Source organism: Clostridium sp. AF32-7AC (assembly GCF_003477925.1).
Lineage (GTDB): Bacteria > Bacillota > Clostridia > Lachnospirales > Lachnospiraceae > Otoolea > Otoolea fessa.
In genome coordinates, this window is the sequence record NZ_QUEG01000003.1 from 11513 (window position 1) to 26199 (window position 14687).

General features: G+C 49.5%; 2 protein-coding genes. Both read right to left on the reverse strand.

Translation table 11 applies throughout. The annotated features are described in order from the left end of the window. Positions 1-136: 136 nt before the first annotated feature. Positions 137-13615 carry a SpaA isopeptide-forming pilin-related protein gene (locus DWZ45_RS05700; RefSeq protein WP_118468113.1) on the reverse strand — a complete coding sequence of 4493 codons (13479 nt, stop codon included), beginning with the start codon at positions 13613-13615 and terminating at the stop codon, positions 137-139. A gap of 60 nt (positions 13616-13675) precedes the next feature. Beyond that, positions 13676-14620, reverse strand: a complete 945-nt coding sequence (locus tag DWZ45_RS05705; protein ID WP_118673144.1) for a hypothetical protein — start codon at positions 14618-14620, stop codon at positions 13676-13678. Between the last annotated feature and the right edge of the window lie 67 nt (positions 14621-14687).

The window sequence follows — 14687 nt, forward strand, 5'->3', positions numbered from 1 at the left end:
CCTCCTCTCCCACTTTATGTGCTCTCGAAATCTTTCTGTGCTTGATTTTGTGAAATGTTTTTTGTTAGCCGCAAAAGCAAGTGCAGAAAAGACTCCGAGAGTACATCTTTCTTCTGTTCATTTTTCTCTTATTTTTTTACTCCTCCTTGCCCTTATCATTCCTCTCCATATTCTTTTTTATATTTTCCTCCTTTCTTCGCCGCTCTGCGAGCGCCAGTCCTGTCCCAACGCTCATACATATCAGTCCAATCACCAGTTTCCACTTCCAAATCAGTGAAATCACTTCATTCAGACGTTCTTTTTCGTCCTCAATCTGATAAGCGCCTTCCACTCCCCAGGTGGCTGATTCTCCATATCCCATCCTCGGAAGCGGCTTCATCTGTCTGCTGTCGAGAACAATTTTCCCCTCTCCACAGATCGACTCTGGCACGTGAACTGTTAAATAGCCCTCTTTCAGCTCTTCTATCACTTTCTTTGGATATTCCGGCTGACCATGTCCCGGTCGCCCTGGCTTCTCCGGCTTCAAACGGTCATACATCCGCACAACCGTCACCGTTCCGTCCTCTGAAACCGTAAATGAAACTGGTTCGGCTTTTTCGTAGCCCTCCGGCGCTTCCAGCTCTTCCAGAATATAGCGGCAGCCCTCCTTTAAAATGCCCTGTATACATTTCTCCTTTTCTTCAGAAATCCATTCCAATATTACCTTTCCAGCCTCATCGGAAATCCTCAGGAGGGCACCTTTTACAAATTCGCTATCTCCTTTCTGCTCCCTCCATTTCCGCTTCTCCACCTGCACTTCCGTCGGTCTGTCATACATCTTCACCTGATCGACTCGACCGTCCAGTGATACCGTAAATGTCACTTTTTCTGCTTTCCAGTACCCATCCGGCGCTATTTTTTCTACCAGCACATAGTTTTTTCCAGCGTTTAACTTTCCTTTTATCACATGGGCGCCCCGATCAGATACCCACGAATCAACCAAGGTTCCGCCTTCCTTCTCCTCCCAGAGTTCCATCCGCGCCCCCGGCAGTTCCTTTTCTCCCGTCACACTGTATTTTGTGATTTCCACGTGCGTCGGCTTGTCCTGCATGGAAATCCGCTCGACCGTTCCATCCTCGGAAACAGTAAACGGAATCTCTTCCGCATACGCAAATCCATCCGGCGCTCCCGTCTCGCGCATTATATAACTCTTTCCCGGTGTCAACGTTCCAATTATCTCATGAGGATGATCCGCAGAAATCCATGATTCGATTACATTTCCAGACTGATCCAGAATCTCTATCTGAGCACCCGGAAGCTCCGTTCCGACCAGATCTGTCTTTGAAAAGACCAGCTTTGTCGGGGAATCTATCATTCCAATTCCGTCTATCTGTGCATCGTCCCCCAGAGAAAAAATCATCTGATTCGACTCCACCTCTTCCGTTTTTCCACCGTCCAGTTCCAGCAGTTCAACTAGGCGGTATCTATTCCCACGTTTGAGCACTTCGCGCACCGACCGATCATTCTGATGAAATTCCCAGAGCACTGTATTTCCCTGCCGGGAGGTCCGTCCCGTGCTTCCTGTACTCTTCCACTCGATCGGCAGTCCATCCGGAGTCTGTGCCGGAACTTGTGCCCGAACCTCATAGTTTGTTCCCCACGGCATTCCTGTCAAAACAACCGATTCGCCACAAGAAAGCGTCAGGCTTCCTCCACTTCGCAGCGTTCCCGATTTAGAACCTGTGTACGAAATCAAGCCTGGAAGCTCTTTTCCCTCCGCATTCTTTAAGTATAACGTATATGTTATATCTACCTGCCTTAACAACGCCGCAGCAGTTCCCGTCACCCGCCCGGCGATAGCAATTGCGCCCGGAGATAGAATTGGATGGAAGGATTCATAGCTTTTGCCCGTTTTTCCCCATATCGTTGCCGTTACCGTCATACCAGAATGATTTTCCTGTCCGTTTTCATTTATATGATCTCCAACCAGAACAGCCACCCGCAAAATGCCTCCTGATCCGGCTGCCACATTCTCTATATTCCAATACCAGGATTCACCTATTTGTTCCGCTCCGCCCATCGAAGCCGCTGTCATTAGTTCACACCCAGCTGGAATTTCCAGTCCAATCTTCATATTTTCTTTTTTATCTGACTGGTTCCGATATGTAATTTCATATACAATTACACTTCCCGGCAGCACCGCTGCTCCGTCTTTTCCAATCGGGGAAACGGCGCGGATGCCACATGGATCGCTGTATTCCGGATTTCGTATTTCATGGATATATCCCAGGCCATCTCTGTTTTCCGGGATCCAGCTTTCCACTTCCCTGCCATCTGTCTCTTTCTGATGATATTCTTCCAGACGATACCTCGTTCCTTTTAATGTTCGAAGCGTCAGCGGATAATGTCCGTTCTCATCCCAATTCAGACGGAATGTATTTTTTCCTATCGTCCGACGGCTGCCGTCACTGAACTCAATGATCTCCCGCAGTTCGAAACGATGTCCTTCCGCCACCCCCTCTTTTTCACATTTTTCTCGTTCCAGATAAGGCACAGAAGCTTCCATCAGTGACGAAAGTACAAATTCTTCCCCACTGTCCAAATCCCACAGAGTTCTCACCAGACGAAGCGCTTTTCTTCCCTGCACCTGCAGAGACGTTATGCTGTCAAATAAACCGTCTGCTGTCTCTGTCTCCAGCGCATTTGCACCATCTCTGGCTGCGTTAATCCCCCTGCCTGTATCTGACACCGTGAAAATCATCGGTTTCTGCACAGTGTATCCATCCGGCGCTTCCAGTTCTTTCAGAAGATACGTGTGCCCGGCAATCAGCTTTCCTTCTATCACGTGTGTTTTCCCATCGCAGATCCAGGTTTCCAATGCCTCACCCGCTTCAGTGTACACACCATCCAAAAATCCGGCTTCATACACTGCCAGCTTTGCTCCTGACACAAAGAGACCCGTATCGAAATCCAGCTTGGAAATTTTGATTTTCGTTGTTTCATTCGGCACCGTCAGATCATACGTTAGCACCTCGCATTCCTTCTGATCTTCTATCAGCACCTCGTACACGCGCGGAATAAGTTGATATCCATCCGGCGGCATCGTCTCACGGACTTCGTAATGGTACGGAATCCAGCTTCCATTCTCCCCTATCGTTCCGATTGGCAGCAATGGGCTTTCCGCCTGACCGCTCTCGTCTGTCTCCATCTGAACCTTTTCTCCCGTCTCTCTGTTTTTCACTTCAAACACCGCACCTGCCAGTTTTTCCTCTGGCTTTCTCTCATCCACCTTTTCAACCCGAACCCGTCCCTGTTTCAACGTATTAACCGCTTCGATTGTCTCCCCCGAAGCAGCCGCCACCGTAAATTTCTTAGGTTCCATGAGGCGATAACCTGCCGGTGCCGAAAGTTCCACCAGATAATACACTCCATAGGCAATCGGAGAAATCCGATGCGGCTTCCAGTCCCCTACCTTCCAGCCTGCCGGAATCTCCTGTTTTTCTGCTTCTTCCTCTGTAAATTTTCCATCCGATCCAGAAATCCAGCGTTCCACTAAATATTCTTTTTCCTGCATCAGGCTTCCATCCTGTGCCGCCCGGAAAACAGCAAGTTCTGCGCCTGCCAGATAAATTGCCTCTTCGGATGCCTCTCCTGAGCTTCCCAGCTTGGAAATATAGACAGACTTTGCCCTGTTTTCCAGCCCGTAAAGCTGAATTTCAGCAGTTTCTTCGACAATCACCGGCTTCGGTGCTGCTTTCTGATAGCCGCTTGGTGTTTTCGTCTCCACCAGAACGTAATAGCCTTTCTTTCTGTTCGAAGCCAAATCATTTTTCGTCGGATTCAGCGGTAAATAATCAATCCGGTGAATCCCATCGGAGGTATCATAACTGACCAGAGTCCCCTCCGTCTGGTAATTCCAGCGGAAATCATAGCTGTAGCCTGCTTTTCCATCCGGCTGCAGATTTTTCGTTACCTGAACAAGCACCTGCGAACCATTTCCCAGATTCCAGAGCTGACGCACTGATTCGCCCTGTTCTGTCGCTGTTTCTTCCTGTTTTTCAGCGGTATATCCACACCATGTAACCGTGTTGAACCTTGTATGATATTCTGCATACAGCTTCTGATAGCGGGTTGCAAAGCTGTCGCTTCCTTGGCTGTAGGCTTTCGCATCTTCGGTCTTCCAGCTCTTCACCCGTTTTTCCCGGTCATAGCGCGGTGTTCCATCCGCTTCCATGACAATTCCATTTTCATCTGTCACTGCCTCGTACAGGGTCAGCTCCGCCGCATATGCATTCGGCAGACATTCTTTTTTTCCATCCTTCTTCTCATATTTGAAAAAGGCGGTTTTTATATGATCTTCCTGCATCGTGATGAGCTGCAGCTTAGAAGTTTCCTGGATTTCCACCTCCATTTGATTTGTCAGATATCCCGGAGGCGTCTCTATCTCCCCGAGAATATAATCGCCTGCCGGAATCCCCTCCCATGCCATTGGCGTCTTTCCGACGGTCCATTTGGCAGTCACTGTCTTTTTCTGGTTTCTCTCATCCAGTACCGTCCAGTTCGCCGGAAGTTCCCCTTTCTTTTCCAGATAATACCCGGACGGATGTGTTTCCAAATCACCACTCGCAACTCTTTTTGCTGGATAGAGCGCTAACACGGCTCCTTCCACACTTGAAAACGTATAACCTCCTTTTCCTTCCTCCCAGGTCTTAGAATCCGATTCGTTCAAAATGCGATCATAGTCCCGGACTGGCTGCTGATATTGTTCTGGCGCGTCGATCTTTTCAATCTGCACCGTGATCGGGCGGTTAGTAAGGCGCAGCTCCTGTACTTCACCGGTTTCCTCTACCGTAAGACCTGTCGGCATCCGTTTCGCATAGCCGGATGGGGCACGCGTCTCCTCTAAAATATACACTCCCACCGGAACGCGTTTTAAAACGTCCACCTGCCCATCTCTGATCCGTGTATGGAACGGATCGTTTGGCGTTTCATCCCCGGTTATCCAGCTGTTTTCCATCAGATACGCCTCCCCCTGACGGTGGTACAGCGGTCGATCGTCTTCCCGGTTTTCCGGATCATTTCCAATATCATAGAGCGCTGCCTTCAACTGCAGATCCCATGCATTGGCATTGTAAGCTCTGAGAAGATCGCTGTATCGGTAACGCACATAATCGCCATCCCGATCATAAACGGGATATCCTTTGATATAGGTCTGATCGGAACGCTGGTAATAAACCGGCAGCCCATTTTCATTCAAAACCGGATTGACATGGGGCTGCAGCAGACCTCCGTCATATGTTCCAATCGTGTACTCCTGTTCCGTATCAGCATACATCGTTGCCACGCGGCCGGTCTTTACCTTATCCCTGGCAATCACATTTCCATAGTGATCCTTAGATACCTGGATCACCCACACCAATGTTTTACCGGTTTTCTCCTCCGTCACATATGCCATTCCCGTGTACGGTTCTACCTCGCTGTCCCGGCTTCCGTCTGATGCCAGATGATAGAATTTCGTCCCGGACGGAACGTATTCAAACCGCCTTTCTTTCCGGCTGTACGCCAGTTCTTCATAGCTTGGGCTTACAATTTCCAGAAATGGAACGCCATCTTTCATCGCATAGATCGGTTCGCTGTCTTTTGGACGCACTGGTTCGCCTTTTTCGTTATAGGCATACCGCACGCCCCGGAGTGTCGTAAATACCTCCAGAGCCCCGAGATCATAATATAAAATGTCTGTATCTTCGCGTTCAATCCGCTTGAGAATCCATCTGCCTTTTCCCTGGTCGTTGAACCGGTCATCCTGCGTATATCGTGTATAATTGTTATTTTCTCCTTTGCTATCTTCCCCCTCTTGATCTTTATCCCTCACATACAGAAGCCGGTTTCCCGCATAGCCTTTCTGCACATACATCCGGGTCACATTTCCAAACGAATCGCGCACCACATTGACACCGGCATACGCCCGGTCCTCACTGTCCCCGTTCTTCTTTACCTCGATCGCATCATACAGGCGCATTGATGCACCTGGAAGATATCGGTTGAATGCGTGCGCTGTATCTGGAACCCGATGCCAGATCGCCTTTCCAGTAAAAACCTGATCCTCATAAATCAGGTCAATCCATTCCCCGGCTTCCTGTTTTGCCCTCAGACTGTCCAGCCAGCCTTTTGACCACCCGTACCCAAGGAACGTTCCCGACGCATTGTACGCCAGTTCCAGATTTTCAAGACCATAACGGTTCGAAAGCTCGGTCAAAGTTCCCTCTCGCCGATCGCTCAACTCAAACAAAATCTCCGTTTCCTCCTGTTTTACTTTCGCGATTTCCAGCCGGATCGGCGTATTTCCTACATAAATCCGCGCCACATCCCCCCGGTCCTGCGGCTTATTGCCATTTGGCTTCGTTCCATCCGGGTTCTGTACTGCTTCTCCGTTGCTACTTATCCGGGTTACCATTTCTCCATACACGGCAGCTGCCACCCGCTGACCGCGCTCTCCGTCCCGATAATACGTCACTTCATCCGAATACACTTCCACCGCTATCGGTTTCGTTCTCACATATCCTTCCGGTGCAGATAATTCACACAACACATAGGCTCCTGCTCCCAGCGGCTGCGGCGTAATCAGATATCCTGTATTCTGGTTGGACGGCAGAGTTTCCCCCAAACCACCAAAATCCTGCAGCGTCGAATAAACCCGGAATGTGCCCGTCCGCGTCCCAAAGGCATCCTGCATCACCACCTGATCGGTTTCACTGCAAATCGGAGTTCCTGCCGGGATTATGCCTGTATATTTTCCTGTATAAGGTGCTTTCCAGGGGTATTTTGACGGAATTAGCGTTTTCAAATCAACCGGCGCGATTTTCTTTGCCCCCATTGCCTCCAAAAATTCCCGGCTGGCTGTCACCTGTGTATCTTTTTCATAAAACTGCACCTCCCCCTCGCTGTACTTCGACGTGTCCCGGCTGGCGGCATAAATAGCGAACACCGCATCATCATGCAGAATATTCTCTCCCGTCTCCGAATCTAGTTTTTCAATCCGAAGCTTTGCAGCATAAAACGTATTCCGGTATTTTCCATCCGCGTAGCCGGTAAATCCCAACGCATCATAGGCTGACTCCGCCGCTGGTTCTGTCACACTGTAAGGCACCAATCCCTGAAAATACCGCCCGTCAAACCCGGTCAGCGCCCCGGTGATTGTCCTGACATGATCTTTCAGATAAAATCCCGCCGGATTGTTATCATCCGTCTTCTCTCCATACGGATATTCCACTGAATCTGCCCACCCTGCCTGCTCTGAGATCGAACCATAACGGTAATAGCTTTCTACCTTCTCGTTGCTACGGTACCGGCTGTTTTCATTTTCAGACCGATAAATGTCCTTGTACGGCGCCATTTCCCTCTGAGCGGGCGAAAATCCGCTGTAGTCATAGCTTCCGCCTGGATAGGAAATCGTTCCCTGCCGTTTATCCGCATCCAGACCATACTTATAAATCTCATAATTTCCATCCTGTCCATGTGCGCGGATCACATATTTCCTCAAATCCGCCTGATTTGTATCTCCCCACTCTTCATTCATCCGGATCTGATAGTTCGCCGCCAGCGTTTCCGGCGATGCCGAGGCGTCATATTGATAATCCGCTGACTTTTTTTCCGGAGATACGAGGTTTCCACCTGCCTCATAAACCGACGGGACTTCTATTTCTTTCGGCTGGTCGATCCGATAATGCTGGTTTTTGAAATCTTCCAGTGCTCCCGAATACGGCTGCTGCTCGACTGCCACATAGGTTCCGTAAGGAAGGTATTTCGAAACGCCATAATAATAACCTTCCTCGGATTTTTTTAATTTTTCTGCTGACAACGTTGTTTTGTCCCGATCGGAACCTCCATTTTCCGCGCTGTCCCACTCAATCGCGTATAAATCGTCCAAATCATAGGAGAAAAACGGCTTCAAATATTCCTCTGCTTTTAAAATTGCCTGATATAATGCTTCATCATAGATATAATCCGGATAGCTTTCCTGTTCTCCCGATGCTTGAATGTTCTGCTTCTTTACCTCATTCTTCAAATACCAGTCAATCGCAAACTGACGGACAGCATCCGACCGTTTTGCATTTTCTATGGCTGCTTCTGACGTACGGCTCTGATTCTGTATCGCCGCATTGTTATGATGCACCGGATCTTTTGTTTCTCCGCCGCTGCTTCCAAAAATACCCGTACGGATCCACGCAAACGGCTTAAAGGATGTATCTGCTGCATCTGCCCGCTGCCATTTATCCCGGTTCGCCACCGCCATCGCATCGAAAAATTTCTCATACTGATAGCCTGGAACTTCCCGTACCGCTCCCGCTCCATCTTCCTTGATCCGCATGACTGTCTCAAGAAGTCTTGTATACCCCTGATTGACCTCTTTCGAATCCGCGATCTGCCCGTCTTTTCCATATTCGTACAGACGATCATTTGCCGTCACTGCGCTGTCCCAGACATTGTTATTGACGGAACCAGCCGTCTGGGAATCTTTTTTATGAGTTACCTGCGTGAAAATTTTCTGAACCGGAGCAAAGGATTCTATAAGCAGCGGAAAATTCTTTTTTACCTCCGGCAACGAGACAACTTCTCCATCCCGATTCATCCACACGATTTCGCCATCCGTATTCCGGTACAGACGTTCCAGATTGGATTTCAAATAGAGCTTAAAACGGAATTTTGGCAGTGCCGAAGCGACATTTTCCTTCCCTCCCTCTTTTTCCGTAAACAGATCGGTATGTCCACTTTCCGCATAAGTGTTATGTGCATAGGTGTTCTCCGGGGTCGTCGCTATATCTTTGATGATTTTTATCTTTTGGCGGATCACACGCTCCAGTACACCCAGCGGTTCTTTTCTTGTCCCGGCATCCTGATAGGTAGTCTCCTGCCCAGGGTATGCCAGTGCCACCGGGATCACATAGGAATCATCCCCTATCAAGCCGGAACGTCCAGAATCGATATATGCCTTTGCCCGCGCCTGTTTTACCCACGTGTAATAGCTGGAACTGTTCATCTGGTGGCCGGCAAAGAAACCATTTCCCAGCATTGCGGCTTCTTCCTCGTTCAGTGTAACCTTCTTCTCTTTCAATACCGCCTTAAATCCCAGCTCTTCCAGCACACCCGCATTTGTTTTTTTTACACCAAAACTGTCGGTAAAATTCGCGTTGATCTGCAGTATGTATTTTCCGTCTGCATTCCGCTCTGCTGCCTGATGAACCCATTTTGTCTCCGTCACCTCCCGCTGCTGTGTTTCTGTCTTTTCCTGGTAAATAAATACCCGAAGCGGCTGCCCATCCGCATCGTGCGGAATTTCCCCGGTTTTGTAATAGACATTTACCTCATTTTCCTTCGGAACAATCGTACCATCTCCCTCAATCACAGCATCGGTCTGCAAAAGTGCCGACGCCATCACCTGATTTCCAGCGGTAGTTTCCCTATAATCAGTATACGTTCCAAATGCGTCCCGACCTCGATTATTTGAATATGGTATATACACATAACGCGGACACATTTCCATATTCTCCGGCAGCCACTCTGCCCGGTGAAAAATCAGGCTGTCTTTCTCCGGATCACTTCCCAGTACCATGAAATTCTCCGGTATTCCTAAAATTCCTGCATATACCGTAAATTCAAACGAATCCGAAGACTCTTGCACCGCGTCCAGACCGCCATAGCTGATATATGGATGGGTATGATAAAAATCCAGAATGGAAGTGATCACATCTCCCACTGTCATTGAAATTCCATCTTTTGTTTTCGGCACCGCAATCGTCTGAACCGGAGAACCATACACTGTTTTTTCTGCCTTTTCTCCCGGCGTCACACCGCTGACGCCGTACACGTCCCGCTCTCCTTCCCGGAGGCCCCGGTCAAATACGCCGGTATAGATACTGGAATATGCATTTCCTCCTGCTCCCGGTGTCCTCGGTGTTATTTTCGCATGTCTGCGGAGTACCCGCTCGGCTTTCCCTTTCAGATAACAAAAGTCATCCACATCAAATATCTTTGCCAGCTTGTCCGCATTTTCTTCCTCGGTCATTCCCGTTTCAGCCTGCAAAAGAACTGATTCCACTGTCTCCGGCACAAGTTCCTGCACCCGGACCTGGCGCATCCACCCCGCCGCATACTCAATCGGAACTTTTTTATTCATCGGCGTGCCATCCGCATTGTACTTTGGATACTGATAGTCGTTCTCTGCCACTGCCAGTTCCCCGGTATAAACTTTTTCATACTCACCTGTCCCAGCTTCCACCGAAACCGTTCCTTTTCCCTCGTCTTTTCGATAAAAGCTCACGCCCTCCGGCAGCCCTGACACCACAATCTCATAAACTCCATCTTTCGTGTTCTTCGACTCTGCCGAAAAGAAAATTTCATTCGTATCAGCGCCGCCATCGCCTGCCTGCTCTTCCCCATACATCTGCATGGAAATATGGGCATATCCTTCTCCCGGTTCCAGGGCCGCTGCCTCCAGATCCTGTCCCAGGTTTGTAACTGCGTGAAGTTTATTTCCAATCGAAAGTTCAAAGCCCTCGGATCGGCTTAATTCCTTGACATAATATTCCCCCATCAGAAGCGGGCGTCCAATCCAGGCATTTCCATTCTTTGACGTATTGTTATAATAAATCCGCTCCCAGGCTTTATCTGCCGTATAATCATCGATCGCCGCATCTTGTGTATACAGATTTCCCGGCGCTTTCTTTCGCCATCCATCCGCTGCATCCGCAATTGTCCCCTTCGAATAATCATAGGTTCGCCCCGGCGCCTCTGTACATGCCAGAAACGAGGCATCGCCATTTTTGTCTGTCGTCGCCACCGCCACCAGATGATTTGCCCGGTAAACTACCCCTGTTTTCCCATCCGGATGCAGCAGATCTTCTGCTGCAAACAAGCCATACACTGCGCCTTCCAGCGTCGCATCCCCCTGTGCGTCTCCAAGAGCATTGTAAGACTCATTTTCGCCCCTTTTCAGATCCAGATCCTTTTTATTGATATGTACCTCGCCCTCTGTCCGGTGATCGTAGATCCTCCAGGCATCTTTCCCGCCGTCTGCCCCATTGCAATGGCTGAAATTGCCAGCACTTCCCGGCTCTATCGCTGAACCCACACTCGCGGAGACAAGCGCCGATTCATAGGCAGGGAAAAATAGTGACTCTTCTGCCGCCCCCGCCAATGTTTCCGTTCTTTGTGACAACTGAGGATTTTGATACAACAAAGAAGGTGAATGCCAGCTTGTATAAAAATCCGCCTCGGTTGTCAATAAATCTGAGCCGGTTGCCGTATATCGCCGAATACTTTCACGTTCCGCTTTTTCTGCTTCTTCTAAATCATCATCCGCTTCATCAATAAACACAAAACCTTTCTGGACACGATTTACCAGATGGTCCGAAATAGATACTTTCAGCTCCGAGGCAGTTGCTTCCTCCTCCGACGGTGTCGCTTCCCTCAGAAGCGCTGCATCCAATGCTGTAAACAAAACGATCCGCTGCGGCAAAACACGCATTTTTAAAGACTCTGGAAATACCGCCTCCTCGCCTGGTAAAGTCGTTAGATTCTCCCAAATCGTCCCACCAGGCGCACTTTGATCGTCTAAGCCAATTTTCCCAAAAAATCCTGTCTTCCCCGCACTTTCTTCATTCCGATTTTCTAAAGCATCTCCGATGCCCTGACTCCTTCTCACACTCTTCGTTCCCAGCGCTACATCACGCGAATGCCCGCCTCCAAATGACGCATTTGCCCCATGTTCAGATGCATCGGTTGTGATAATCTCAATCGGCAGATCATCTGCATGTCTATCATGCAGAATATATCCATCCCGCGCTTTAAATTCTTTCCAGGTATAACTGTACTTCATGGAAATGAACTTCTCATACGTCTGCCCACAGTCCTCCTGGCAGCCAGACTTTGCATACGAAGTTTCCCCGTCTGCCCCTGTCATCGGTCCCGCATCGGGTGTTTCTCCCTCGGAGCCGCCGTCTGACGCGATACCTTCTATCTCCCCTGCATCGACCTCCTCCATTATCCAGTGGAAATGGACGCCCTCAAAGTCTCCGCCCGCCTTTCTTTCACATTCCTCTTCGCACAAAAGCCAGCTATTTGCCAGGCGGATATTTTCTGCCTGCGCCGCCTCAATCTCATCCTCATTGATGACTTCTCCCTCTTCGTCCTCCTCTTCCTCTGGAACAGGTACAAAGGCCGGCGCCGGATGACCGTCACAGAATGTCTTATCATAGTGATAACCGTGTTCCACTGTCTGGGAGGCGTAGCCATCGCCATCTGTTACCGCCGAACCCACTTGTCTGAAACCATCCCAGAGAACCGGCTCATCCTGATAATGACTGGCATATGGTTCTCCGCCCTCATACAATTCGGCAGCTCCGTCCCGCTCAGTATTTACCCTGTTCTTATCGTCAAAGCGCTCAAAGAAGCCAAACCGCGCCCCTTCCAGCGCTTTCCCTGTCTCATGATCGTATTTATACATCTGTAGATTATAGGTGGAAGCAAAATCCTCTTCATGCCTAAATACCTCAAACTGAATGCCTCCCTGCTCCGGTACCGGGGTTGGATCGCCCGCCAATGCAGCAAAATAATTGACCGGAACCATTCCGAGCTCCATCCATGCCATCCGCTGATGAATCCACGGATCACTTTTGGCAGGCGTTCCGCCTCCGTGTGTCCCCGAACAGGTCACACACTCCCAGATTTGAAGCGACTGGTCAATCGCCTCCTCCGCCGAAGCATATCCCCCGCCGCCCGAAGCGTATGGGGTTCCTTCCACCCGGAAACGAATCAGGGCTTTCGACGGTTTTGGATTTGGATTTTTAAATACAATCTGCGAGTCGGTTTTTGTATACGTCCATCCATCGGTCGGAACCGGGCTGAATGAAACACCGTCATTGTTTGAAAATTCAAGCGGTACAGAACGGATAAAATCCCAATCCGAGCCATCCGGCGCAAACGACAGCGTCAGAGTCGCCGCATCTACCTGTTTTGCCGTTCCCAGCGAGGTGCTGGAAGCTATCACATTTGGAATCTTTCCGCCGCCGACACCGGTATTTTCCTTTCTGCTGCCTCCGCCAGACAGCATTCCTCCCATTTGCATGTACGCCTCACTATTTGACGCAGCTGCCTCCAGCCACGGATATTTTGCCCGCACAGCCGGAACATAGAGGATTGTTTTCAGATCTTCCTCGGACACCATCTTGATAATTTCCGGTTTTCCCTGTGCTTTTGCTGCCACATTGATCGCCCGGATAAATGTATTTGCCTTTTCATCCCCCAGCGCTGCTCTGAGCGAGAGCATCGCCCAAAATACATATTTCTGTTCCTGACTGCTCAGCGGAACGGATGCCTGGGAGGGACGGTGTGCTTCATAGAGATCCCCTTTTTCTGCAATTCCCCAGATCGCATAACCGCCCTTATCGATACAATAAAGCTTGTGTCCCAGCAGCGTATCGCCATGGGCTGTCGTCAGTGTTGTCTGCTGACCGCTCGCAGGTGCCGCTTTCGCCGGAAAAACCGGGAATCCTGGCAAAAAAGCCATTCCTCCCAATATAATTGCCAACGCAAACGCCATCCCCCGTTTCACATTCTCTCTGTACCGATACTCCCCCATAAACTTCCTCCTCGTTTTTACTGCCCCGCGCCCCTTAACACCGGCAGTCCCTCGTTTTCTTTATTTTTCAGTTCCCCAAACTGATTTCAGCAGCGAGATAATCCCCTTTTCATACTCCTGTCTTGATATTTCCTGTCGTCCCCACTGTTCTTCTATCTGCCCCATCGGTGCCTGTATTTTCTCCCAGGCAGACTCGGAAATCGTCCCTTCTCCCCGCATACTCAAGGTCAGCGCCAGCACATTGGCAAGACTGTCTGGATCCGCTTCATACTCCTTTCTTCTCTGCTCCCGCTCCTTATTCTCATAGCGGTAAAACTCCGTCTCAAAGTCAACCGGATATGTTTTCGCATTTGAAAATAGCGGCAGGCTGGAGGTCGGATCCGTCGCATACCACTGCGTGCCGATCCGCACCAGGCACGCATCATGGAGATATTCCGGCGTGTAGGTCACACACTCCAGCCCTACGATCTGGCATAGGAACTGAAATTCTTCCGCGAAATCCCGGCAGACGCCAACGCCTCCTTCCAAAACCGGGAAATCCTTTGCTTCCTCCGGCGAACCGTAATGATTCTGGTTAAAACCTCCCTCTCCGTTTGCAATCCGGTTATGCACATACAGAAGACGCGTTTTTTCATCCAAATGAATCCAGTCAAAACTATTGACAAATTTCTGCAGTTCTTCGACCGAAGCCCAGCTATAATTTGCTTTCGGTTCTCCCTTCGTATTCCACCCTGGATTTGCTTCCCCCGGATAACGGACTGCCTCTTTCAGGTAATATTCCGGATCGCTGATCTCTGGGTGCTGCTCTGAAAAAATACTTCCATTTCCATAAAAACTCATCTCTCCATTCTGCCACTCCCATCTCAGACTCTCTGTGTCCTTCCATTCACCGCCATGCGTCCCCTGATTGCCCGCATAAGCGCTGAAACCTCCGGCTGCGATCATGGCTGCTGCCAGTACGGCTGTACATCCAGATTTATTGGTTGTTTTCTTATCCTGTTTCATTTTTTTTACCCCCATTTTTATTCTTTCCGTGTCATTCCACTTCATTTTCCTGTTTGTCTCTGTTTTC

What these genes read in the sequence shown, in the direction of transcription:
- DWZ45_RS05700 (WP_118468113.1), bottom strand. Translation starts at nt 13,615, where the DNA reads ATGGGGGAGTATCGGTACAGAGAGAATGTGAAACGGGGGATGGCGTTT.
- DWZ45_RS05705 (WP_118673144.1), bottom strand. Translation starts at nt 14,620, where the DNA reads ATGAAACAGGATAAGAAAACAACCAATAAATCTGGATGTACAGCCGTA.